The sequence below is a fragment of the Pseudomonas sp. R11-23-07 genome, from assembly GCF_003852295.1.
In the GTDB taxonomy this organism is placed as follows: Bacteria; Pseudomonadota; Gammaproteobacteria; order Pseudomonadales; family Pseudomonadaceae; genus Aquipseudomonas.
In genome coordinates this window covers 1,837,425-1,860,528 of the sequence record NZ_CP027761.1, presented here as the reverse complement: position 1 = coordinate 1,860,528, position 23,104 = coordinate 1,837,425, and the positions used below count along the sequence as shown (strand labels likewise).

The following is a 23,104-nucleotide window of genomic DNA, read 5'->3' as shown; positions in this document are numbered from 1 at the left end:
AATGTGGGAGGGGGCTTGCCCCCGATGGCGCCCTAAAAACCAACATCCAGACCGAGCATTGCCACCCGTAACCGCGCGGCGCTCGGCCGCTGGCAATTGAGCACGACCTGTTGCAGCCCCAACCAATCGGCCATCTGCCGCAGGTTCAGCGCCAACGCCAACATCCCCTGCTCATCCAGCCCCCGCTCTTCCTCGTGCACCGCATGCACCGCCAGGCACCCGTTGGCTCGTTCGGCACGCACGTCGACGCGCGCAGCGATCCGCTCGTTGTGCAAAAACGGCAGCACGTAGTAGCCGTACACCCGCTTGTGTTGCGGGGTGTAAATTTCCAGCCGGTAACGGAAATCGAACAGGCGCTCGGTGCGGGCACGCTCCCAGATCAACGAATCAAAGGGCGACAGCAAGGCGCTGGCCGGCACGTTGCGTGGCACTTTGGGTGCCGGCAAGCAATACGCCGGCTGCTTCCAGCCTTGCACTTGGCAGTTCAGCAACTGTCCATCCTCGATCAGCTCGGCCAGGCGCTGGCGGCTGTCGACGGGTTCGAGGCGAAAGTAATCGCGCAGGTCTTTTTCAGTGGCCACTCCCAGGGCGGTTGCGCTGTGCAACAACAAGCCCCGCTGGGCCTCGGCTTCGCTCAGGTTGGCTTGAAGGACTCCGGCGGGGAATACCCGTTCGGGCAAATCATAGAGGCGTTCAAAGCCACGCCGCCCGGCAACGGTGACCAGACCGGCCGCGAACAGCCATTCCAACGCGTGCTTCTCGTCGCTCCAGTCCCACCAGGGCCCGGCACGCACCTCGCGGGTCGACAAACTGCCCGCGCCCAAGGCGCCCTGCTCTTCGACGGCGCGCAGTACGCGCTGGACAGTGCCCTGCTGCTCACGCCCGAATCGCGCCATTTGCGCGTAGATCCCCTGCCCTTGTTTGGCCCGCTCCATGCGCCAGCGCATCATTGGGTACAGCGCCATGGGCAGCAACGAGGCTTCGTGCCCCCAATATTCGAACAGCGAGCGCTGCCGCCCCTGGCTCCAGGCGGCCTGTTCGAGCATCAAGGGAGAATAACGGCCCAACCGAGAAAACAGCGGCAGGTAATGGGAGCGCACCACGGCATTGACCGAATCGATCTGCAGCACACCGAGGCGCTCGATCACACGGTTGAGGTGCGCGGCTTTTATCTGTGCCGGCGGCTGGCGCCCGGAAAACCCCTGGGCTGCCAGCGCCATGCGTCGTGCTTGCTTGAGGGAAAAGGACAGGACGGCGGGCATGGATAGCTCCTTGAATACGCGCGTCCTACCCTACTGTATTCCCGGTTACTTTCGCAGCGGGTCTTCCCAGAAATGTCGATGGATTTCCTGCTCCACATCGATACGGTTAAGACCGATATCCTTGAGCGCGTCGTCGCTCATGCCCGCCAGCATCTGGCGTTCACGATGCAGCGCCTGCCAACGCGAAATCGTATGAAGAAGCCCGGAAAGCGGCCACTTTGCCATCAATACAACATCTGTTTGACCTTTCATCTTCTCGCCCTCCAGTGGGGATGACGCCAGTGTGTGCCTGGGCATATGATCAATCCAACGAATGTTTCTTATGAAACACATCTCGGAGATTGATCAATTGTCCACGTACCCCAGCATCGACACCGAAGTGCTGCGCACCTTCGTCGCCATCGCCGATCAGGGCGGTTTTACCCGGGCAGGCGAGCTGGTCAACCGCACCCAGTCGGCGGTGAGCATGCAGATGAAACGCCTGGAAGAAGACGTGCTGCAGCGCAAGCTGTTCGAACGCGATGGCCGTCAGGTGCGGCTGACCCCCGAGGGCCAAGTGTTGCTGGGTTATGCGCGGCGCATCCTGAAATTGCACAGCGAAGTGTTCAACACCCTGCGCGAGCCGCATATGGTGGGCCTGGTACGCATCGGCACGCCGGACGATTACGTGATGCGCTTCCTGCCGGGCATCCTCAAGCAGTTTTCCAAGGCTTACCCGCTGATCCAGATCGAACTGCACTGCGAGTCGTCAACGGTGCTGATGCAGCGCCGGGACCTGGCACTGACCGTGATCAGCCGCGAGCCCGGCAATGATCTCGGTGAATTCCTGCGCACTGAGCGCATGGTGTGGGCCGCCTCGCCGTGTTTCTGCGTGGACGAGCATGACGCCATGCCGCTGGCGGTTTCCGGCGAAGACTGCGTTTACACGCAGTGGGCGCGAGCGGCACTGGATGCGGCCGGACGGGATTATCGCCTGGCCTATCACAGCTCCAACGGCGCGGCGATCCTGGCAGTCGTCAGTGCCGGCCTGGCGGCAATGATCAGCATGGAAAGCCTGGTGCCCCAGGACCTGCGCGTACTCGGCAGCGACGAAGGCTTCCCACCCTTGCCGTCGATGCACCTGCGCTTGTTGCGCAATCCGCAGATGACGTCGCCCATCACCGAATGCCTGGCCGACTACATCCTCGAAGGCTTCAGACTTTAAAGGTCAGCATCACCGCGCACACCACCAGGAAGCCGCAGAACAGGCCACGCAATACGCGCTCGGGCAGCGCATGGGCAACTTTCACGCCCCAGCTGATACTGAGCAGGCCGCCCACCGCCAACGGCACGCCGATCAGCCAGTCCACCTGGTGGTGCCAGGCGTAAGTGACCAGCGTCACTCCGGTGCTGGGCAGCGCCAACGCAAGGGACAAGCCTTGGGCGACGACCTGGGTGGTGCCGAAAACACTGGTCAGCACCGGCGTGGCCACCACCGCGCCACCCACGCCAAACAGCCCGCCCATGGCGCCCGACGCTGCGCCGAGTACGCCCAACCAGGGCCAGGAATAGCGCATTTGCGCGGTCGGCGGTGCGTTGCGGGTGAACATGCGCAACAGGTTATAGGCCGCCAGCACCACCAAAAACACGATAAACCCAATCCGCATCGCCCCGGCATCCAGGCCTACCGCCCAGATCGATCCTAGCCAGGCAAAGCTGAAGCCCATCACACCCAGCGGCAAGGCGTGGCGCAGCTCGATGCGGTTGCGCTGGTGATAGCGCCACAGGGCCAGCATCACGTTGGGGACTACCATGACCAGCGCAGTGCCTTGGGCGATCTGCTGGTCCAGGCCGAACAGCACCCCCAGCACGGGGATGGCAATCAGCCCGCCTCCAATGCCAAACAAGCCGCCCACTGTGCCAAGGGCCGCACCCAATACCAGGTACATCGCTAAATCCAACACCGCTCGCTACTCCGTCATCCCAAGCCTCGCATGCTACGCAGTCGGCCCTGGTACGGAAACGCACAGCAACGCACAATGGTTGTGCCAACCTCGCATAAGCATGAGCCGATGAATCCCAATACCCTCACCGACCAACTGTGCCTGTTTCTCGATGTACTCGAAACCGGCAGCTTTTCCGCCGCTGCACGCCGCCATCCGCTGACCCCCTCGGCCGTGGCGCGGCGTATCGACAGCCTGGAAAACTCAGTCGGCAGCCGCCTGTTCCAGCGCAGCACCCATGCCGTGGTGCCCACCCCGGCTGGCCTGGCCTTTGCCGAGCGGGCGCGACGGATTGTGAGTGAATTGCAACTGGCGCGCGCCGAAGCCGTGTCGTTGAGCCATGCGCCGGAAGGCCTGATCCGCATGGATGCACCGGCGGCTTTCGGGCGACGGCACCTGGCGCCGGTGATTGCAGATTTCCTGAAGGTGTACCCTGGACTGGATGTGCACCTGCATCTGATCGACAGCTTTGTTGATATGCAGGGCGCGCATTTGGGCAAGGTCGACCTGGTACTGCGCGCCGGGCATATAGCCGACACCCGGCTGATCGCCACGCCGCTCGCCAGTATTGTGCGCATCGCCTGCGCCAGTCCGGGCTACCTGAAAAGCCGCGGCACGCCGACGCACCCGCGGGAGCTGAGCGAACATGACGGCCTGGATTGGGACGGGTTGGCGCCGATGTTCGCCTGGCGCTTCGAACTGGACGGGCGCCGTGCCATCTACCGCCCTCGCCGTATCCGTATGAGCGCCAACAATGCCGAAGCTCTGCTCAGCGGCGCCCTGGCGGGGTTGGGTATTGCGCACCTGCCGACATGGCTGGCCAGCGAATACCTGGTGCGCGGTGAACTCTTGCCTCTGTTTTGTGAAAACGGCTTGCCCAGCCCGGAAACCACTGGCATTTACGCGCTACGCCTGGAACAACAACCCAATGCGCGCAGCCGATTGCTGCTGGAATACCTGAAGTCCCGTTTCAGCCCGGTGCCACCCTGGGATCTGGCGCTGCGAAGCACCATGGTCTGACCGTCCGGGTAGAATTATCTGGTGCATTAAAGATTTGCCCGCTAGATTCCAGCCCATACAGGCTTTTTTCGAGGCAACGCCATGAGCAAGAATCCCACACCCTGCGAATCCTTGATGCTGGATAACCAGCTATGTTTCGCGTTGCATTCCACCTCGCTGCTGATGACCAAGGTCTACAAGCCTCTCCTCCAGGCGCTCGGCCTGACTTATCCGCAGTACCTGGCCATGATGGTGCTGTGGGAAGAAGATGGTTTGACCGTCGGTGAAATCAGCAATCGCCTGCTCACCGACCCCGGCTCCCTGACGCCGCTGCTCAAGCGCCTTGAAGCCGAAGGCCTGTTGAGCCGCACCCGCAGCCGCGAAGACGAACGCGTGGTGGTGGTGGAGTTGACCGACGCCGGGCGGGCGCTGCAGGACCGTGCGATGGGTATTCCCCAGTGCATCCTGGGAGCCAGCGGACTGGAACTGGAGCAGCTACGCAAGCTGCAGGCGGATTTGATTGCCCTGCGCAGCAACCTGCAGAACGCAATCTAAAGACGCAACTGAACATGTGGGAGGGGGCTTGCTCCCGATAGCGGTGGGCCAGATACGCATTGAGTGGCTGGCGCACCGCTATCGGGAGCAAGCCCCCTCCCACATTGTTTTCCATCGCCCAAAAATATTTATAAAATTATCTTGCGCGCTAAACATTAGCGCTATACATTCACTTCACCAACTACTTAGCGCACAAACATTTAGCGCTAACAACACAGAGGACGACACCATGCAAACGCTCTATACCGCAGTAGCCACCGCCACCGGCGGCCGTGATGGTCGCGCTGTCTCCAGCGACAACATCCTCGACGTCAAACTCTCCACCCCCAAGGAATTGGGCGGCGCTGGCGGCCAAGCCACCAACCCTGAGCAACTGTTCGCTGCCGGCTACTCGGCCTGCTTTATCGGCGCGCTGAAATTCGTCGCCAGCCAGACCAAACGCAAGATCCCGGATGGCGCTTCGATCACCGCCCATGTGGGCATCGGCCAGATCCCTGGTGGCTTCGGCTTGGACATCGACCTGCACATCAGCCTGCCAGGCCTGGCGCAAGACGATGCGCAAAGCCTGGTCGACGCCGCCCACCAGGTCTGCCCGTACTCCAACGCCACTCGCGGCAACGTTGATGTGCGCCTGCACGTAACCGTTTAACCACGCGCCCAGATCGGAGAAGACCATGAACACCTTTGCTAAAGCGCTCACCGGCAGCCTGCTTGCCCTGTCCATCAGCACCGCCTTCGCCGCTAGCGGTGATGTGGAGCACAGTACCCAGGGTTTCCTGGATGCGCTGAACGCCGGCACCGGCAAGCCCATCGAGCAATTGACGCCCCAACAGGCCCGTGCGGTGCTGACGGGTGCCCAGGCCGGGGTGAAGTTGAGCCTGCCCAAGGCAGACGTGAGCCAGAAGGCCATTCAGGTCGACGGCCAGCCGCTGGACCTGACCATTGTGCGTCCAGCCGGGGCCAAGGGCGCTTTGCCGGTGTTCATGTTCTTCCACGGCGGTGGTTGGGTGCTGGGGGATTACCCCACCCATGAACGCCTGGTGCGGGACCTGGTGGTGGGTTCGGGGGCAGTGGCGGTGTTCGTCAACTACACGCCGTCACCGGAAGCGCATTACCCCGTGGCGATCAACCAAGCGTATGGCGCGACAAAATGGGTGGCCGAGCACGGTAAAGAGATCAACGTCGATGGCAAGCGCCTGGCGGTCGCGGGCAACAGTGTCGGCGGCAACATGGCAGCGGTGGTCAGCCTGATGGCCAAGGACAAGGGTACGCCGGCGATCAAGTTCCAACTGCTGCTGTGGCCGGTGACCGATGCCAACTTCGACACGGGTTCCTACAACCAGTACGCCGAGGGGCACTTCCTCACCCGGAACATGATGAAATGGTTCTGGGACAATTACACCACCGACGCCAACCAGCGCGCCGAGATCTACGCCTCGCCACTACGAGCCACCCCTGATCAACTCAAGGGGTTGCCACCTGCGATGGTGCAAACCGCTGGCGCCGATGTACTGCGTGACGAGGGTGAAGCCTACGCCCGCAAGCTGGATCAGGCCGGCGTGCCGGTGACTACCGTACGCTACAACGGCATGATCCACGACTACGGTTTGCTGAACGTGGTCAGCCAGGTACCGGCGGTGCGCTCGGCATTGCTGCAAGCGTCGGACGAACTCAAGCAACACCTGAAGTAAACCCCGCAGGCACAAAAAAGCCCGACGCATGGTCGGGCTTTTCCGTTCGTAAGGCAGGGCCAGAATTACTTCTTGGCGCGACCTTTGTACGAACCACCTTCGCGGGTGTCGATCTCGATCAGGTCGTCGATTTCGATGAAATCGGCTACTTGCAGCTCGGTACCGTTGCTCAGTTTGGCAGGCTTCATCACCTTGCCGGAAGTGTCGCCGCGAGCGGAACCTTCGGTGTAGGCCACTTTACGCACGATGGTGGTCGGCAGCTCTACGGAAACCAGGCGCTCTTCGAAGAAGATCGCTTCGCAGACGTCTTCCATGCCTTCTTCGATGAACGGCAGAACGGCTTCGATATCTTCAGCGTTCAGCTCGTACATGGTGTAGTCGGTGGTGTCCATGAACGTGTAGGTGTCGCCGCTGATGAAGGACAGGGTCGCTTCCTTGCGGTCGAGGATCACGTCGTCCAGTTTGTCATCGGCGCTGTAGACGATCTCGGTCTTGTAACCGGTCAGCAGGTTCTTCAGCTTGGTCTTCATGATGGCGCTGTTACGACCAGACTTGGTGAACTCAGCTTTCTGAACCAGCCAAGGGTCGTTTTCGAGACGGATCACTGTACCGGGTTTCAGTTCTTTACCAGTTTTCATTGCATATATCCGAAATTTGGATGGGATTTACAAAAATCAAGGTGGCGTATCATATCCAACTTTCATAAAACTGTACCAGCGCCGTCGCAAGATCGGCCTGCAAGCCCTGTTCCAGACACCAGTCTTGCGCATGCTGGCTGAGTTCCGGCCAGTGCTCCAGCAGCATTTTCCAGGGTTGGGCCATATCGCCCTCGGTATTCCAGGCTTGCCAGAGTGCAACCAGCGCCGCCTTGGCCGCCGGCGACAATGCGGCGGTGTACAGCTCGAGGAACGCATCGAGCTTGTCGAGATGGATGTCGTCGTCCTGACGATAGATGTGCCACAGCAACGGGCGCCCGGCCCACTGGGCGCGCACGAACGAGTCTTCGCCACGCACGGCATTGATGTCACAGCACCACAGCAATAGGTCGTACTGGGCCTGGCGCACGAACGGCAGCACTTGCACAGTCAAGGCCCCGCGCTGGTGAACAACACCTGCCGTCAACCCCTCCTCGCCCAGCCAGCGCTGCACGTCACCCAGGATGCGCCCTTCCGGCACCAACAGATGAGTGGCACGCCCGTCTGTCGACAACACGTCCAGCCAACTGCCGAGCCCGGCGTTTTCGTAGGCGAACAGTGAGATCAGGCGCGCATCGGCTAGCGGAAATACGCCCAGGCTTTGCAGGAATTGTCGCTGCGCATCGGCATCCTGCTGAAAAGCCTGACGCTGTTGCAGCAGCCCCGCCTCACGCAACAGCCCGCCGGTGCCTGGACGAAAGCCCGGAAAAAAGAAGTACTTCTGCACACCCTTGAACTTCACCGACGGCAGGCGGTGACAGCCCACCACCCAGTCTTCGGCGCTGAGGTAATCCAGGTTCATCCACAACGGCGTGCGTTCACGCGCGGCCATGGCTTCCATATAGTCAGGCGGCAGCTGGCAAGCGAACGCGGCAATCACCACATCGGCCGCAGGCGTTGTCGACCAGTCAAACGGCCAGTGGCGCACATCCACACCCGCTTGCCATTGCTGCGCCAGGTTTACATCGATCTGTGGGCACATGCGCTCGAAGGCGCGCAGGTCATCGACCCACAGGCGCACATCGCACGCGTGCTCCGCGACCAATTGGCGGGCCAGGCGCCAGGTCACGCCGATGTCGCCGTAGTTATCGACGACGCTGCAAAAAATATCCCAGCGGGCTTTCATTCCGGGCTCCACGGCTCAAAGGCTCGATTGTCCGCATAAATGCGCCGATGCAGAAGGCTTGATCGCGATTATTCTGCGCAGTGGCTGTGCGACAATCGCTGCCACGCCGTCAATGCCTGCCAGGAGGCCACCATGTCTGACCGTCCGCTGTCGCTGTTCAAGCTGTGTATCGCCATTGCCGCGGGCGTGTGGCTGGGGTTTATCGCCATCGCGCTGACCAGCTGGCTGGCATCGCGCTACCTGTTCCCGCAGAGCCTCGCACCCGTGGCCCAGGCGGTGCAGCAACTGGGTAAGCCGACCGTGGTCGCGCCGGAGCCGCCGAACCGTATGTTCGAGCAGTACCAGCAGAACCTGCAAAAGCAGGAGCAGCAACAAGCCCTGGACCAGGCCCGAAGCAATGCGCGCAACCTGGCCAACCCCAAATGCCAGTTCTGGCTGCAACAGGATCAGAACGCTCCAAATGAAAAATCCAAAGCCAATGTCCTGCAATTCTGCGATTAGAGATCATGAATAAACACGCCGTCCTCCAGCTGATCCTGGAAAAACTCTGCGCCGACCTCGACATCGCCCAGCGCGCCGCGCAAACCGCCTACGAGACAGCGACACACGAGGAGAACATCGCAGAAAACAAGTACGACACTTTGGGGCTGGAGGCTTCGTATCTGGCGGCCGGCCAGGCCAAGCGGGTCGAAGAGATCAAGCAGTCGCTGGCGCTGTGCCAGAACCTGCAGGTGCGTGCGTACGATGACCAACGCGGGATCGAAGTGGGTACGCTGCTGGGCCTGGAAGACGAGAACGGTCGCCAGCAATGGCTGTTCCTGGCGCCGGATGCCGCGGGGTTAAAGGTTGAAGTGGTCGGCCAGCCGGTAACCGTCATCACCCCGCGCTCGCCCTTGGGCAAAAGCCTGCTGGGCAAGCGTGTCGAGGATGAGGTAGAGATTCTGGTGGCGGGCGCCCGGCAACATTTCACGGTTACCGAGGCCAGATAAAGCGCGGTGGCGAGGGCGCTGGCTCCCTCGCCATAGGGATCAGTGAACCGGCAGTTCAACGCCGTCGAACAGCTCTTCGAGTTCCTGCTTGTTGTGGCACTGGATCGCCTTGGCCATCACTTCGCGGGTCAGGTGCGGGGCGAATTTCTCGATGAAATCGCACATGAAACCGCGCAGGAAGGTGCCACGACGGAAGCCGATCTTGGTCACGCTGGACTCGAACAGCTCGCTGGCATCGAGCACCACCAGGTCTTTATCGAGCTGGGTGTCGACCGCCATCTTGGCGACGATGCCCACGCCCAGGCCCAGGCGCACGTAAGTCTTGATCACGTCGGCGTCGGCTGCGGTGAACACCACTTTCGGCGTAAGGCCACGGTGGCTGAAGGCTTCGTCGAGCTTCGAACGACCGGTGAAACCAAACACGTAGGTGACGATGGGGTATTCCGCCAGGGCTTCCAGGGTCAGCTTCGACAACTTGGCCAGTGGGTGCCCCTGGGGCACGACCACGCAACGGTTCCAGCGGTAGCACGGCATCATCACCAAATCACCGAACAGCTCCAGGGCTTCGGTGGCGATCGCGAAATCGACGGTGCCATCAGCGGCCATCTCGGCAATCTGCATCGGCGAGCCCTGGTGCATGTGCAACGCCACGTCCGGGTATTGCTTGATGAAATCACGGATCACCGGCGGCAAGGCGTAGCGTGCCTGGGTGTGGGTGGTGGCAATCGACAGGGTGCCCTTCTTCTCGTTGGAGAATTCCTGGGCGATCTGCTTGATGCTTTCGACTTTGCGCAGAATCTCACCGGCGGTGGTGATGATGCGCTCGCCGGCCGGGGTGACGCGGGTCAGATGCTTGCCGCTGCGCGCGAACACTTCAACGCCCAGCTCGTCTTCGAGCAGGCGGATCTGCTTGCTGATACCGGGTTGCGACGTGTAAAGGCTTTGAGCGGTAGCGGAAACGTTGAGGTCGTGGTGCGCCACTTCCCAGATGTAGCGCAGTTGTTGAAGCTTCATATGAATCCCTCAAAGCAGATAGACGCCACGGGTATCAGCGACGGTATATAACTATATTAAAGGTAAGATATATAAATCTAGAACTTTTTATCGTTTTTTACCGATCCCTATCATCGCTGCGTCGACGTTGCAGCGACGGCACCAGGTAAACCGGCACGCTCGCCAGCTGCAGCAACCGTGCGGCGGTACGCCCAAGCGGTGTCGCCGCCGCGCTGGCTTGGCTATGACTCCCTACGATCAACAGGTCCACGGAAAGTTTATGCAGTTGGTCGAGAATCACCTCGCAAGGGTCGCCCTGGATCACCCGCACCGAACGAATCAACTCCAGGTCCTGCTCTCCGTCCCCCAACTCCTCGCGAAAGCTGTCGAGCACCCGCTGCTCGATCGTTGCCATGACCGTGCTCAGCCCCTGGCTCTGCCATTCGCTGAGCGCCTTTTCATCAAGGTAGCTCTGCAACACCGACTCTGCGAACAGCCCGATGGGCTCTACCACATGAATCACATACAAATCTGCCTTGAACGTTCGCGCCAACGCCAGGGCATGTTGCATGACGTACGGCGCATACAGGCCAAGATCCGTGGCGTACAGTATCGAACGAATCATAGAACCCCCTGGACTGCCAGGATGGCGGAGATTAAATCAGCTTAGCAGCGCCCAGGGGGTACGACTCAGCGCTCGCCCTGGATTTTCAACTCATTACTGATGCCGTGCGGCACATGCCCGGTGGCCACGACCTGCCTGGCTCTTTCGCAATGGCCGGCCTGGTCATCGAAGAACACATCGGCGGCGAATGCTTCCAGGAACGCGGATTTATCCAGGCCACCCAGGAACAGCGATTCATCCAGGCGGATATCCCATTCGCGCAACGTACGAATGACCCGCTCGTGGGACGGCGCCGAGCGCGCGGTGACCAATGCGGTGCGAATCGGGCAGGCCTCGTCGGCGAACTCACGCTGCAACAGGTTGAGTGCCGCGAGGAACCCCTTGAACGGGCCACCGTGCAAGGGCTGGCGCGCCGACTCGCGCTCGCTGGCCTGGAATGCTTCCAACCCGCCAGCCTGGTAGACGCGCTCGGACTCGTCGGAAAACAGCACCGCATCACCATCGAAGGCGATGCGCAATTCCTCGCTCGACGCCCGACGCGCACCACCGGACAAAATAGTCGCCGCCGCAAAACCGGCGTCGAGGGCACTGCGCACATCCTCGGCATGGGTCGACAGAAACAGATGACAACCAAAAGCGGCCAGATACGGATAGGGACTACGCCCTCCGACGAAAGCGGCGCGGGAAATATCCAGACCGTAATGCTGGATCGAGTTGAACACTCGCAAGCCGGTATCGGCGCTGTTGCGTGACACCAAGACCACCTCGACACGGGCACGCCCGAGGCTGGCGTTGAGGCTCAGCAGTTTCTTGACCAGCGGAAAGGCATCGCCGGGTTCGAGGATTTCCTCCTCGTGCTCGATCTGGTATTTGCGATAGGGCTCAACCCCTTCGGCGAGGTACACCGTGTGGCTCTCGCTCAAATCGAACAAGGCCCGCGATGAAATCGCCAGCACCAGTTTGTCGCTCAATCCTGTCGCCATGTGCTTGCCCCCCGAATCAGCGAGTGTGCCGATCAATAAAACTCAAGGCCTGGTAAAGCGCCTGCATGCGCGGCAATTCGCAGCCGGCCGCTCTGGCGGCAGCCAGCGGTCGGGCGTAGATGGCCTCCAGTTCCAATGGGCGCTTGTGCGCGTGATCGTGGTACATGCTGGGCAGGTAGTCGTCCATGGTTTCGGTCATGGCGAACATCTGCTCGGCGTAACTTGCCGCAATGTCATGGCCGCAGGCGCGGGCGCCCTGTACCACTTCGGCCATCAGCGCTTGAATCAGCGCGCGGCTGGACTCATCCGCCATCATCGCGCGGGTCCCCGTGCCCAGCAAGACGGAGAGGCCGTTGAACGGCACGTTCCACACCAGCTTATGCCAGCGCGCCTGATGCACGCTGGCCATGGCCTGGGATTCGATGCCCGCTTGATGAAACAGAGCGGCCCCCTCTTCGACAATCGCTTGCTGGCGCGCTTGATCGTTGGCTGCCATGCCACTGTGATAGCCCAGATTGACCCGCCCGAGCGCTTGATGCTCGACGACGCCCGGCGCAGCGCGATGCACGCCGATGTAGCACAGGCCACCCAGCAAATGCAGCGACGACGGCAGGTGCGCGCGCAGGCTGTCTTCCACATCCAGTCCGTTTTGCAGCAGCACCACCTTGGCGTCCGGCGCCGCAACCTGGGCGAGGGTCGGCGCCAGCTCGGGGTTGCCGGTGGATTTGGTCCCCACCAACAACCAATCGCACGGCGGCATATCGGCAGGGCTGGCATACGCTTGCACCGGGTGCAGGTGCAGGTTGCCATGCACGCTACTGTTGACGCGCAGGCCGTGCTCGCGGACCGCCGCGTATTCGCTGCGCAGCAGGAAATGCACATCGAACCCGGCACGCGCCAGCATCAGGCCGTAGAAACCGCCAATGGCACCGGTGCCAATGATGCCAATGCGTGGCGAAGGGTGTGCAAGTGCGGTCATGGCAAATCCTCTGGTGTGCGGGTGAGCGCCTGGTTTATCGCGTCGACAAGGTCGGGCGGTGTTAGACGCGTCTGTAATTGCCCAAGAAATTGACCCTCGCACACGAGGAACAACGCGGGCAAATGAAAGATCTGGTAACGTTCGACCGCGCCGCCGTTGTGCCCGGCATCCACCCAGCACAGCCGGTCCACCGGCAAGCGCCAGCCCGGCAACTGCTGGCGTGCCCAGCGGCAACTGGAACAACCGACACTGGTAAACACGACCAGCGAACACCCTGGCAGCCCCAGCAATTGCTGGTCGATATCCAGGTCGGTCAATTCCAGTTGTTTCACTATACTGCTGCCACTGCCGTCCATTGGACGGTGTTCGGAGTCCGTGTACATGGGTCGTTTTCTACCTCACCCTGATGATGTCGCTGTCGAGTTGATCCAACGTCCCTCTCCTGCCCTGCCCTCCCAACGCCTGCGCACTATCGGCCGTGGTGGCATTGCCTGCAACTGGCCGCGTGCCTGGCGCCCTGGCACGGCGGTGGACCTGCATATTCCCTCCCTGGGCGCCAGCGCCCGCTATCCAGGCTATGTCGCGTGGTGCCGCAGGGTGGAGGCCGGCTATCGCATCGGCATCTGTTTTGCCGACGAACATGCACTGTTCGGCGCACGAATGGGTGAGCAAGTGTGCCAGATCGAACGCTACTGCCGCCTGCACGACGCCGCCGAGCCCACGCCCCAGCAACTCGAAGCCCTGGCTCGCGACTGGGTATCGCGCCACGCCAATGAGTTCTCCCATGAGACGGTTGTGCAGCCAGTGCTGGATTAAAGCGGGCTTTGCCCATTGTCGCGGGCCCGTGTTACGCGCTAAGGTTCCTCCCCCCTGCATCCAAATCATGCTGTGCTCCGCCGCACGGGGATGGCTGGCGGCCGGCACCCGTGACCCTGACGAGTAACACGATGGCTGATTTACCGATCAATGACCTTAACGTTGAATCCAACGAGACCCTGATCACGCCCGATCAGCTCAAGCGCGAAATCCCCCTGAGCGACGCTGCCCTGCAGACCGTCACCAAGGGCCGCGAAGTCATCCGTGACATTCTCGACGGCACCGACCACCGCCTCTTCGTCGTGATCGGGCCTTGCTCGATCCACGACCTCAAGGCGGCCCACGAATACGCCGAACGCCTCAAGGTGCTGGCGGCGGAAGTGTCCGACACCTTGTACCTGGTGATGCGCGTGTATTTCGAGAAGCCGCGTACAACGGTCGGCTGGAAAGGCTTGATCAACGACCCGTACCTGGACGACTCGTTCAAGATCCAGGACGGCTTGCACATCGGTCGTCAACTGCTGCTGGACCTGGCGGAAATGGGCCTGCCCACCGCTACCGAAGCGCTGGACCCGATCTCCCCGCAGTACCTGCAGGACCTGATCAGCTGGTCGGCCATCGGCGCCCGCACCACCGAGTCCCAGACGCACCGCGAAATGGCGTCCGGCCTGTCCTCGGCCGTGGGCTTCAAGAACGGCACCGACGGCGGCCTGACGGTGGCGATCAACGCGCTGCAATCGGTCTCCAGCCCTCACCGCTTCCTGGGCATCAACCAGGAAGGCGGCGTGTCCATCGTCACGACCAAGGGCAACGCCTACGGTCACGTGGTGCTGCGCGGCGGCAACGGCAAGCCCAACTATGACTCGGTCAGTGTTGCGCTGTGCGAACAGGCGCTGAACAAGGCCGGGATCAAGCCCAACATCATGGTTGATTGCAGCCACGCCAACTCCAACAAGGACCCGGCCCTGCAGCCGCTGGTGATGGAAAACGTCGCCAACCAGATCCTCGAAGGCAACCAGTCGATCATCGGCTTGATGGTCGAGAGCCACCTGAACTGGGGTTGCCAGGCCATTCCAAAAGACCTGGCCGACTTGCAGTACGGCGTGTCGATCACCGATGCGTGCATCGACTGGGCCGCTACCGAGAACACCCTGCGCAGCATGCACGCCAAGCTCAAGGACGTATTGCCCAATCGCAAACGTACCTGAAGCTGAATCAGGCACACACAAAAACGCCGGGCTAAACCCGGCGTTTTTTTATGGCTGCTCGTTCAGAGCTTTGCGGCATGGCGCTGGTGGCGCTCCATGTAGCGTTCCACATAAGAACAGGACGGGATGACCGTATAGCCTGACTCTTCGGCGAACTTCAACGCCTCTTCGGTCAATGCGGCCGCAATGCCACGCCCACGCAACGCGTTGGGCACGAACGTACGATAGATATCCAGGGTCTGTTTCCCGAGGTCCATGTAGGTCAGATAGGCACGATGACCGTCCACATTGGTCTCGAACTGATGACCAGCCTGGTCATGGTGGATGGACAACGCCTCGCTCATCACTACTCCTCGCGGGTCTTGAATATTGACCCTACCTTACCGATGTTTTTCCGGCGAAGGAACATCTACGCCACCCCGTGCCGGTTTCGACAACGAGAAAACCCTGAGCGCTCACACCTGCACGTAGGGAATAGTAGGCACCAATCCAGCAATTGCTCAAGGCACACTCGTCATCCCCTGCCACAGGTGCAATATTAGAAAGCGCCTCGATCACCCGGTGATCGAACGCCTGAACATTGCCGGCAGTTGAAGCGTGAGACGAACTGGCGCCGTTAAAGTCACCTCTAGATGAGCGAAAGATGCCCGGTGCGAGACAACCCACCGCAACGAAAGTGCCGGCTTGGATATATAAAATTTCATCTGTTTACACCGCTCGACGCATGCGGGCCGGCCCTTTCAGCCTGGATCCAATCTTCGGCAGAATGGAAAAATCTGGCGGGTTTTTATACAAACCTTCAAAAGATTAGCCAAAATAGATTCGGTGCAAGAATTTTTTTTGCTTCTTGCGCTACGTCAGTTTACTTACTACAAGTAATGGGTAGTATGTACGCCGGCTATTAGCTCACTCTGAGACAGTAGCCATCTAATAGAAAGTCCTTGAAGGGGAACACGATGAACAACGTTCTGAAATTCTCTGCTCTGGCTCTGGCCGCAGTTCTGGCTACCGGTTGCAGCAGCGTCTCCAAAGAAACCGAAGCTCGTCTGACTGCAACGGAAGACGCAGCAGCTCGCTCCCAGGCTCGTGCAGACGAAGCTTACCGTAAAGCTGATGAAGCGCTGGCTGCTGCTCAAAAAGCACAACAGACTGCTGACGAAGCTAACGAGCGCGCTCTGCGCATGCTTGAAAAAGCAAGCCGCAAGTAATAATCCCTCGGGGTTGTTATCAAGCCGATCCATTTATGGGTCGGCTTTTTTTTACCTGAAATCCGCTGCGCTTGACGGCATGTGCGGGCTTGAGGGTTTTATTGAAAGTCCACCGGCGCGCTGGACGCGACAGGCGCGACGCCAGGCACACCGATTTCAGTCGGCAAACCATCCTCCGCCGCCACCACATCACGCACCTGATCCCAATTCACCCGCAGGCTATTGGCCAGGTCCTCACGCTTGAGCAAGGCATTGATCACCGCCGTGTGCTTGTCGACCACCGACGGCGTGCCATCGTCGTTCAACGGCGTATGGGCTTCCAGGTAGACCTTGCCGCCGGCGCTGCCGAACTTATAGGCGTCGTTGATGATTCGTACCGAGGTGCCGACCGGCACCATGCTGGCCATTTCCAACACGTTGTTGTTGAACATACGGAAGCAACCGTGGCTGGTACGCGTGCCGATACCAAATTTCATGTTGGAGCCATGAATCAGATAACCCGGCGTGCCCAGGGTGAACTTGAACGGGCCCAACGGGTTGTCGGGGCCGGCAGGCACCACGTTGGGCAGCGGGTCACCGTTGGCGGCGTGTTCGGCCTTGATCGAGGCGGGCGGTGTCCAGGTAGGGTTCGGCGTCTTCGCGATGATGCTGGTATGGGCAATGGGCGAGCCCCAGCCTTCACGACCAATCCCCAACGGAAAGGTGTAGACCACGTTCTGACCCTTGGGGTAGTAGTAGAGCCGATATTCCGCAAGGTTGATCACAATGCCTTCGCGCGGGCCCGGCGGCAGGATGAAACGCGTCGGCAGCACGATGTCCGTCCCCGCACCTGGCAGCCAGGCATCGACGCCCGGGTTGGCCGCGACCATTTCCGAATACCCCAGGTCATACGTGGTGCCCAGGTCGGCAAACGTATCTTCGTATTTGGCCTTGATCACCTGGACCTGGCCGACGATGTCCTCACCAGGGGGCGGCAACGGCAACTGCAAGGCTTGCGCCGCGCCGGCCGCACAGAGCGCGGCAAGAGACAGGCAGCAGGTAACGACGGAGAGGCGCGACAACATCCGGAAAATCCTTCGCAGACGACGGTAGGAAAAAACTGATTGTATACGTGAAGCGAGCGCCTGGCATCAAGCCGACCGCGCTAGAGCTCGAAGCGCAGCTCTGGCCAGATCGGCGGTGTACCGCGCTTTTGCGACTCGAGAATCGCCCTGCACAACGGGCACAGCCGCTGGTCCTGGAAGATCGAACGATCCACCGAGGACCAGAGCGGTTGCGCCGGCAATAAGGTGCCGCAGAGCGTGCGGTCAATCGAGCCGCCCAACTCCAGTTGACGCGCCACCAGATGCACCCGGACTTCCTGGCAGGCGAACAGATCCAGCTGTTCGTCCGGCTCGATCAGTTGGTAATTAAACAGGGACCAGGCAGGACGCGACATCAGGGGCTCCAAATCGGGGGGGCGCCACCTTAGCCGAAAGCCTGCCGGTAGAAAAGCGTCATAACAGCGGTTTTAGCGTTGGCCAGACATTTTCCAGCAACTTGCCCTGGGCCGGGACTGCCGGGTGCAGGCCGTCCGCTTGCATCAGGTCGGGATGACCGCCCACCCCCTCCAGGAAAAACGGCACCAGCGGCACCTTTTTTTCCTCTGCTACTTCGCCGAATACCTTGGCGAACGCTTCGACGTAACGCTTGCCATAGTTGGGAGGAATCTGCATGCCCAGCAGCAGCACCTTGGCACCGCTGTCCTGGGACGCCTGAATCATCGAAGCAAGATTTTGTTTCAATTGCGCCGGCGGCTGACCACGCAGCCCATCGTTGCCGCCCAACTCGATCACCACCACATCCGGTTTATGCGCTGCAAGCGCCGCAGGCAACCGCGCGAGGCCTCCGGCACTGGTGTCGCCACTGATCGAAGCATTCACCACTTTATCGTCAAAACCCTCCTGCTTGAGCCGTTGCCCCAGCAGGGCAACCCACCCTTTGCGGGTATCCAGGCCGAAACCGGCACTGATACTATCGCCAACGATCAGGACTGTACCCGCCGCTGCGTTCTGGGCCATGCACATCAAGGCCAGGCCAGCACTCAAAAACCACATTCGCATCGGATTCTCCATGGGCGCAAGCATTCTCACCGCGCGAAACCTCAGCAAAGTGGTTCCCAGCGCGGAAGGTGAACTGACTATCCTGCACGAACTGAGCCTGGAACTGAACAAGGGCGATAGCCTGGCTATCGTCGGCAGCTCCGGTTCCGGCAAATCCACCCTGCTCGGCCTGCTGGCCGGCCTTGACCTGCCCAGCAGCGGTGAAGTCACCCTGGCGGGCCAAGCGTTGAGCAGCCTCGACGAAGACCAGCGCGCGCGGATCCGTGCCGAACACGTGGGCTTCGTATTCCAGTCCTTTCAGTTGCTCGACAGCCTCAATGCACTGGAAAACGTCATGCTGCCACTGGAGCTCGACGGCCGCAAAGATGCCCGCGAGCGCGCCACGCATCTGCTGGAGCGCGTCGGCCTTGGCAAGCGCCTGACCCATTCGCCGCGCCAGCTGTCCGGCGGCGAGCAGCAACGTGTGGCGATTGCCCGCGCGTTTGCCGCCGAGCCGGACGTACTGTTTGCCGATGAGCCCACCGGCAACCTCGACAGCCACACCGGCGAGCGCATCAGCGACCTGCTGTTCGAACTCAATAAAGAGAGCGGCACGACGTTGGTACTGGTCACCCATGACGGGCGCCTGGCCCATCGTTGCCGACGCCTGATCCGCCTTGAAGCCGGCCTGATGGTCGCGCCCCTGGAGCCTTGATGGCACGCCTGCCGTTGTTACGTCTGTTCAGCCTTGCCATGCGCCAATTACTGCGCGATGCCCGCGCCGGTGAACTGCGTGTATTGTTCTTCGCGCTGCTGGTGGCCGTGTCCGCCAGCACCGCTATCGGCTATTTCGGCGCGCGCCTCAACGGCGCCATGCTGTTGCGCGCCACCGAGTTCCTGGGCGCGGACCTGATACTCGAAGGCAGCTCGCCGGCCCGCCCCGAGCAGGTCAGGTCCGGCACCGAGCTGGGCCTGGATCATGCGCGCATCGTCGAATTTTCCAGTGTTATCGCTGCGGACAACGGCATCCAGCTCTCCAGTATCAAGGCGGTCAACGAGCAGTACCCACTGCGTGGCGAACTCAAAAGTACGGGTGAGCCTTTTGGCGCCGAAACCCCAGGCGGCGGCCCCAAACCCGGTGAAGCCTGGGTGGAAGCGCGGCTGCTGACAGCGCTGGACCTGAAGGTCGGCGACAGCATCGACGTGGGCATGAAGACCCTGCGGCTGGCACGCATACTGACGTACGAGCCCGACCGCGCCGGCAATTTCTACAGCCTCACGCCCAGGGTAATGATCAACCTGGCGGACCTGGATGCCACCGGCGTAGTCCAGCCTGGCAGCCGCGTGAGCTATCGCGAACTGTGGCGCGCACCACCGGGCAGCACGGCGCTGCAAACCTATCGCGACCTGGTCAAGCCGGGCCTGGCGGCCAACCAGCGCCTGCAGGACTCGCGCGATGGTAACCAGCAGATCGGCGGTGCCCTGGGCAAGGCCGAGCGTTACCTGAATATGGCCAGCCTGGTGGCGGTGTTACTGGCCGGCGTGGCCGTGGCGCTGTCGGCCAACCGCTTTGCCAGCCGCCGCTTCGACGCCAGCGCCCTGCTGCGCTGCCTGGGGTTGTCACGACGCGAAACCATGCTGCTGTTCAGCCTGCAACTGAGCGTACTGGGCCTGTTGGCGAGCCTGGCCGGCGCCCTCCTCGGCTGGCTCGCGCAATTTGGTCTGTTCTACTTCCTGCACGACCTGTTGCCCGCAGACGTGCCACCTGGCGGGCTGCTACCGGCCGTTGCAGGGATCGGCACCGGGCTGGTTGCCCTCGCCGGCTTCGCCCTCCCGCCCCTGGCCGCACTGGGCCGGGTGCCGCCGCTGCGGGTACTGCGTCGTGACCTGCTGCCTATCCCCTCGAGCACCTGGATGGTTTATGGGGCGGCGCTCTTCGCCCTGGGCCTGATCATGTGGCGCCTGAGCCTCGACCTGGTGTTGACCTTCGCGTTATTGGGCGGCGGCGTGGTAGCCGCACTGATCCTCGGCGGGTTGTTGCTGCTGTTATTGCAAAGCCTGCGCCGGTTACTTGCGCGCGCCTCCTTGCCGTGGCGACTGGGCCTGGGGCAATTGCTGCGGCATCCACTGGCCGCCGCCGGCCAGTCCCTCGCGTTTGGCTTGATCCTGTTGTCCATGGGCTTGATCGCCCTGCTACGCGGTGAACTGCTCGACACCTGGCAGAACCAATTGCCCAAGGATGCGCCCAACTACTTCGCGCTCAATATCCTGCCAGCCGACAAAGACGCCTTTGGCGCCCGCCTTCTGGAAGTCCAGGCGCAATCGGCACCGCTCTATCCCGTCGTGCCCGGTCGGCTGATCAGCATTAACGGCGAACCCGTACAAGAGATTGTCAGCAAGGATTCCAGCGGTGATCGCGCCGTGCAACGGGACCTGAGCCTGACCTGGGCGGCCGACTTGCCCCCAGGTAACGTACTGACGGCGGGTGCCTGGTGGACCGCGCAACCGGGCGATGACATTCCCGGGGTGTCGGTGGAAGCCAAGGTGGCTGAAAGCCTGAAACTCAAGCTCAACGACCATCTGGTATTCACCATCGGCGGGGAGAATCGCGAGGTACGGGTCACCAGCCTGCGGACCATCAACTGGGATAACTTCCAGCCCAACTTCTTCATGATCTTCCAACCGGGCACCTTGAAGGATTTGCCGACCACCTACCTGACCAGCTTCTACCTGGCGCCTGGGCATGACCAACAGATTGTCGACCTCTCCCGAGCCTTCCCGGCCGTCACTATCCTGCAGGTCGAGGCCCTGCTGGAGCAGCTGCGCAGCATCCTCGCCCAGGTGACCCTTGCGGTGGAATACGTACTGCTGTTCGTGCTCGCCGCGGGCATGGCCGTGCTGTTTTCCGGTTTGCAGGCCACCCTGGACGAGCGAATCCGCCAGGGTGCGCTGCTGCGTGCACTGGGGGCCGAGCGCAGGCTGCTGATCAAGGCCCGGCGCATCGAGTTCGGCCTGCTGGGGGCGGTCAGTGGTTTGCTGGCGGCACTGGGCACGGAACTGGTGACCTGGGTGTTGTACCGTTATGCCTTCGATCTGGCCTGGCACCCTCACCCCTGGCTGTTGCTGCTGCCAGTGATCGGTGCGGTGCTGATCGGTGGCGCCGGGGTATTCGGTACACGCCGTGCGTTGAACGCCAGCCCGCTGACGGTGCTGCGCGAGGGCTGAAACACGAATGGCGCTTGCTCCACTCGGAGCAAGCGCCATTCGTTGCTATTTCACATATTCAATCCGGGTAATCCACCAGCACACCTCACCGCCGGGGGTCTGCACGATGGCTTCATCGTCCACCTCTTTGCGCAGCAGCGCACGCGCCATGGGAGAGTCGATAGAGATGTAATCCATCCGGTCGTAGATCTCGTCATACCCCACAATGCGAAAACGCTTGGTCTCGCCCTGCTCGTTCTCGACATCGACCCACGCCCCAAAAAACACCTTGCCCTCCTGCTCGGGCATGTATTCCACCACGCGCATATCTTCGAGGCGTTTGCGCAGGTAGCGCACCCGCCGATCGATCTCACGCAACAGCTTCTTGTTGTACTGGTAATCCGCGTTTTCGCTGCGATCTCCCAGAGAAGCCGCCCACGTCACCTTGCGCGTCGTGTCCGGGCGCTTCTCACGCCAAAGGTAGTCCAGCTCCTTTTTCAGCGCTTCATGGCCTTCTTTGGTAATCAGCTTGGTACTCAAACGCGCACATCCCCAGGCAATGTCCATTAGTGTCGACAGGCCACGGCATCATACCCTGGCGTCGGCTGGCGGGGAGCGATGATAAATCAACGGCGCAAAGTTTCCAGATCGACAGGCTCATCGACTCAGCCCTGTCCATCGAGTACCTGGTCCAGTTCAACGAGCGTGCCTTGCAGGCGCTGTCGCATCAGCGATAGCTGCGACATCATCAGCACCATTTTTTCGGTCTTTTGACTCACCTCCAGTTCTTGCTCCTGCAGTCTCGAATGGCGTTGGTCCAACGCCCGGCTTTTTTCATCCTGCTGGGTCTGCTGTTGTTGCAGCCGAGCCTGCCACTGTTCAAGCATCTCTTCGCGTTCGGTAACGGCCTGTTTTTTCTGCGTCAGTTCCTGGGCAACCCTTGCGAGATTGCTCAGCGTACTGTCTATCTCGAGCATGGAGGTATGCTCTCTAGGAGAGAGGGAGGACGACGGGGTTCCGAGGTGTTCTGCCTGAACGGACTGCGCTCGAGGTTCGGCTGGCACCTGCGGCACCTCCGGCACCTCGGGTTCCGTGACCGGTGAATGAGGTGGCTCTTCAACGAGGGCTTCTTCCACTGGCGGCGGGGCGGACTTGGGCTGGCTCTTGCCTCGGGGCGGTGCAACCATTTGCGATGAAAAGCGAATGGAAGGCACGATGACTGCGCTGCTTTCGATCGCAGGCGCAGCAGGGGCGGACATGCCCAATGTAATCACCTTCATCACCAGCGCTTTCTTGACGATCACCGAGTGATGGTCCTCGGGCCTGGCAGGCGGCAACCTGCAGCCTTTCAGGTCAATGAAATGAAACGGAACCTGAGATTCGCTGAGGGCGCTGTCCTTATTGCCCGATGCCGCCGCCATCATCAGGATTTGCTTGAAGACTTGCATCGCTACTTGCAAATCGTCTTTGGACTCGACGCCGCCAAGGAAATACCGCTCGAGTTTTTTGCGCAAGGCCGCGATATACACCCTGGAATGACCAGGCTCGGCTTCTTCATCAAGGCTATACACCAGGAAGTTGGAAGCAGTCTGTTCGACAGCGAACCCACACAGCAGTGCGCCGTTGACCGGGGCATTCTCGCCGCTGCGCTCAAGAACAAGGGTACGTAAAAGCATCATGGCAGTCAGGCCTCATTATAAAAAGAAAA

28 protein-coding genes are annotated in these 23,104 nt (G+C 61.1%); 12 read left to right on the top strand and 16 right to left on the bottom strand.

Going from position 1 to position 23,104, the window contains the following annotated elements; genetic code table 11:
- Positions 1-32: 32 nt before the first annotated feature.
- Positions 33-1,262, bottom strand: coding sequence for a winged helix-turn-helix domain-containing protein (locus tag C4J84_RS08500; RefSeq protein ID WP_124370130.1), 1,230 nt, complete (start codon positions 1,260-1,262; stop codon positions 33-35).
- A 45-nt stretch (positions 1,263-1,307) separates the two neighbouring features.
- Positions 1,308-1,514 (bottom strand): DUF1127 domain-containing protein, encoded by a 207-nt coding sequence (locus C4J84_RS08495; protein ID WP_164487521.1) that lies wholly within the window; start codon positions 1,512-1,514, stop codon positions 1,308-1,310.
- A 70-nt stretch (positions 1,515-1,584) separates the two neighbouring features.
- On the opposite strand from C4J84_RS08495, the gene C4J84_RS08490 reads away from it, so the two are divergent.
- Positions 1,585-2,466, top strand: coding sequence for a LysR family transcriptional regulator (locus C4J84_RS08490; protein ID WP_124370128.1), 882 nt, complete (start codon positions 1,585-1,587; stop codon positions 2,464-2,466).
- Here C4J84_RS08490 and C4J84_RS08485 read toward each other — a convergent pair.
- The gene (locus C4J84_RS08485; RefSeq protein WP_124366380.1) at positions 2,456-3,205 is read right to left on the bottom strand and encodes a sulfite exporter TauE/SafE family protein; all 750 of its coding nucleotides are present in this window, start codon (positions 3,203-3,205) and stop codon (positions 2,456-2,458) included. The two genes, C4J84_RS08490 and C4J84_RS08485, sit on opposite strands and share 11 nt — an antisense overlap.
- Before the next feature lie 108 nt (positions 3,206-3,313).
- On the opposite strand from C4J84_RS08485, the gene C4J84_RS08480 reads away from it, so the two are divergent.
- The 4 genes from C4J84_RS08480 to C4J84_RS08465 all read left to right on the top strand — a co-directional run bounded on the left by C4J84_RS08480 (position 3,314) and on the right by C4J84_RS08465 (position 6,489).
- On the top strand, positions 3,314-4,264 hold the full coding sequence (locus C4J84_RS08480; RefSeq protein WP_124370127.1) for a LysR family transcriptional regulator: 951 nt from the start codon (positions 3,314-3,316) through the stop codon (positions 4,262-4,264).
- An 81-nt stretch (positions 4,265-4,345) separates the two neighbouring features.
- Positions 4,346-4,798 (top strand): MarR family winged helix-turn-helix transcriptional regulator, encoded by a 453-nt coding sequence (locus tag C4J84_RS08475; protein ID WP_124435169.1) that lies wholly within the window; start codon positions 4,346-4,348, stop codon positions 4,796-4,798.
- A gap of 229 nt (positions 4,799-5,027) precedes the next feature.
- Complete coding sequence (locus C4J84_RS08470; RefSeq protein ID WP_124370125.1) at positions 5,028-5,447, top strand: organic hydroperoxide resistance protein; 420 nt, start codon at positions 5,028-5,030, stop codon at positions 5,445-5,447.
- 25 nt (positions 5,448-5,472) lie between these two features.
- Positions 5,473-6,489 carry an alpha/beta hydrolase gene (locus tag C4J84_RS08465; RefSeq protein ID WP_124370124.1) on the top strand — a complete coding sequence of 339 codons (1,017 nt, stop codon included), beginning with the start codon at positions 5,473-5,475 and terminating at the stop codon, positions 6,487-6,489.
- A 65-nt stretch (positions 6,490-6,554) separates the two neighbouring features.
- On the opposite strand, the gene C4J84_RS08460 is transcribed toward C4J84_RS08465, so the two are convergent.
- Positions 6,555-7,127 carry an elongation factor P gene (locus tag C4J84_RS08460; protein WP_003172723.1) on the bottom strand — a complete coding sequence of 191 codons (573 nt, stop codon included), beginning with the start codon at positions 7,125-7,127 and terminating at the stop codon, positions 6,555-6,557.
- A 49-nt stretch (positions 7,128-7,176) separates the two neighbouring features.
- Positions 7,177-8,310 (bottom strand): elongation factor P maturation arginine rhamnosyltransferase EarP, encoded by a 1,134-nt coding sequence (earP, locus tag C4J84_RS08455; RefSeq protein ID WP_124370123.1) that lies wholly within the window; start codon positions 8,308-8,310, stop codon positions 7,177-7,179.
- Positions 8,311-8,442: 132 nt separating this feature from the next.
- Between earP and C4J84_RS08450 the strand changes: the two genes are divergently transcribed.
- Positions 8,443-8,811 carry a hypothetical protein gene (locus C4J84_RS08450; protein WP_124366375.1) on the top strand — a complete coding sequence of 123 codons (369 nt, stop codon included), beginning with the start codon at positions 8,443-8,445 and terminating at the stop codon, positions 8,809-8,811.
- 5 nt (positions 8,812-8,816) lie between these two features.
- Positions 8,817-9,299 carry a GreA/GreB family elongation factor gene (locus tag C4J84_RS08445; RefSeq protein ID WP_124370122.1) on the top strand — a complete coding sequence of 161 codons (483 nt, stop codon included), beginning with the start codon at positions 8,817-8,819 and terminating at the stop codon, positions 9,297-9,299.
- A 39-nt stretch (positions 9,300-9,338) separates the two neighbouring features.
- Here C4J84_RS08445 and cysB read toward each other — a convergent pair whose 3' ends face one another.
- From cysB to C4J84_RS08420, 5 genes are all read right to left on the bottom strand, one after another.
- Positions 9,339-10,313, bottom strand: a complete 975-nt coding sequence (gene cysB, locus C4J84_RS08440) for an HTH-type transcriptional regulator CysB (protein WP_124370121.1) — start codon at positions 10,311-10,313, stop codon at positions 9,339-9,341.
- 97 nt (positions 10,314-10,410) lie between these two features.
- On the bottom strand, positions 10,411-10,917 hold the full coding sequence (locus C4J84_RS08435; protein ID WP_124366373.1) for a universal stress protein: 507 nt from the start codon (positions 10,915-10,917) through the stop codon (positions 10,411-10,413).
- A gap of 65 nt (positions 10,918-10,982) precedes the next feature.
- Entirely contained in the window at positions 10,983-11,900 is a 918-nt protein-coding gene (locus C4J84_RS08430) for a 5'-nucleotidase (RefSeq protein WP_124361901.1), read from the bottom strand.
- 16 nt (positions 11,901-11,916) lie between these two features.
- Positions 11,917-12,879, bottom strand: coding sequence for a putative 2-dehydropantoate 2-reductase (locus C4J84_RS08425; protein WP_124370120.1), 963 nt, complete (start codon positions 12,877-12,879; stop codon positions 11,917-11,919).
- Positions 12,876-13,262, bottom strand: coding sequence for a thioredoxin (locus C4J84_RS08420; RefSeq protein ID WP_124361899.1), 387 nt, complete (start codon positions 13,260-13,262; stop codon positions 12,876-12,878). Before C4J84_RS08420 ends, C4J84_RS08425 begins: the two co-directional genes overlap by 4 nt.
- On the opposite strand from C4J84_RS08420, the gene C4J84_RS08415 reads away from it, so the two are divergent.
- Together C4J84_RS08415 and C4J84_RS08410 are read left to right on the top strand one after the other, a co-directional pair.
- Entirely contained in the window at positions 13,261-13,695 is a 435-nt protein-coding gene (locus C4J84_RS08415) for a PilZ domain-containing protein (RefSeq protein WP_124370119.1), read from the top strand. The genes C4J84_RS08420 and C4J84_RS08415 overlap by 2 nt on opposite strands.
- A gap of 131 nt (positions 13,696-13,826) precedes the next feature.
- Positions 13,827-14,903 carry a 3-deoxy-7-phosphoheptulonate synthase gene (locus C4J84_RS08410; protein ID WP_124361897.1) on the top strand — a complete coding sequence of 359 codons (1,077 nt, stop codon included), beginning with the start codon at positions 13,827-13,829 and terminating at the stop codon, positions 14,901-14,903.
- Positions 14,904-14,965: 62 nt separating this feature from the next.
- Here the strand turns inward: C4J84_RS08410 and C4J84_RS08405 are convergent, their stop codons facing one another.
- Entirely contained in the window at positions 14,966-15,247 is a 282-nt protein-coding gene (locus C4J84_RS08405) for a GNAT family N-acetyltransferase (protein WP_003233387.1), read from the bottom strand.
- 612 nt (positions 15,248-15,859) lie between these two features.
- Here C4J84_RS08405 and oprI point away from each other — a divergent pair.
- Positions 15,860-16,111 (top strand): outer membrane lipoprotei OprI, encoded by a 252-nt coding sequence (gene oprI, locus C4J84_RS08400; RefSeq protein WP_003172710.1) that lies wholly within the window; start codon positions 15,860-15,862, stop codon positions 16,109-16,111.
- Positions 16,112-16,209: 98 nt separating this feature from the next.
- Here the strand turns inward: oprI and C4J84_RS08395 are convergent, their stop codons facing one another.
- The 3 genes from C4J84_RS08395 to C4J84_RS08385 all read right to left on the bottom strand — a co-directional run bounded on the left by C4J84_RS08395 (position 16,210) and on the right by C4J84_RS08385 (position 18,213).
- Complete coding sequence (locus C4J84_RS08395; RefSeq protein ID WP_124370118.1) at positions 16,210-17,175, bottom strand: L,D-transpeptidase family protein; 966 nt, start codon at positions 17,173-17,175, stop codon at positions 16,210-16,212.
- A gap of 80 nt (positions 17,176-17,255) precedes the next feature.
- Positions 17,256-17,549 carry a hypothetical protein gene (locus C4J84_RS08390; RefSeq protein ID WP_057722836.1) on the bottom strand — a complete coding sequence of 98 codons (294 nt, stop codon included), beginning with the start codon at positions 17,547-17,549 and terminating at the stop codon, positions 17,256-17,258.
- Between the two features lie 58 nt (positions 17,550-17,607).
- Positions 17,608-18,213: an arylesterase gene (locus tag C4J84_RS08385; protein ID WP_124370117.1), complete on the bottom strand. Its 606-nt coding sequence runs from the start codon at positions 18,211-18,213 to the stop codon at positions 17,608-17,610.
- A 10-nt stretch (positions 18,214-18,223) separates the two neighbouring features.
- Here C4J84_RS08385 and C4J84_RS08380 point away from each other — a divergent pair, with 10 nt between their 5' ends.
- Both C4J84_RS08380 and C4J84_RS08375 read left to right on the top strand, forming a co-directional pair.
- Positions 18,224-18,907: an ABC transporter ATP-binding protein gene (locus tag C4J84_RS08380; RefSeq protein ID WP_124435168.1), complete on the top strand. Its 684-nt coding sequence runs from the start codon at positions 18,224-18,226 to the stop codon at positions 18,905-18,907.
- Positions 18,907-21,417, top strand: a complete 2,511-nt coding sequence (locus tag C4J84_RS08375) for an ABC transporter permease (protein ID WP_124370116.1) — start codon at positions 18,907-18,909, stop codon at positions 21,415-21,417. Before C4J84_RS08380 ends, C4J84_RS08375 begins: the two co-directional genes overlap by 1 nt.
- A gap of 45 nt (positions 21,418-21,462) precedes the next feature.
- Here C4J84_RS08375 and greB read toward each other — a convergent pair whose 3' ends face one another.
- Both greB and C4J84_RS08365 read right to left on the bottom strand, forming a co-directional pair.
- Complete coding sequence (gene greB, locus C4J84_RS08370) at positions 21,463-21,936, bottom strand: transcription elongation factor GreB (protein WP_065892558.1); 474 nt, start codon at positions 21,934-21,936, stop codon at positions 21,463-21,465.
- A gap of 125 nt (positions 21,937-22,061) precedes the next feature.
- Positions 22,062-23,075 carry a hypothetical protein gene (locus tag C4J84_RS08365; RefSeq protein ID WP_124370115.1) on the bottom strand — a complete coding sequence of 338 codons (1,014 nt, stop codon included), beginning with the start codon at positions 23,073-23,075 and terminating at the stop codon, positions 22,062-22,064.
- Positions 23,076-23,104 lie beyond the last annotated feature (29 nt).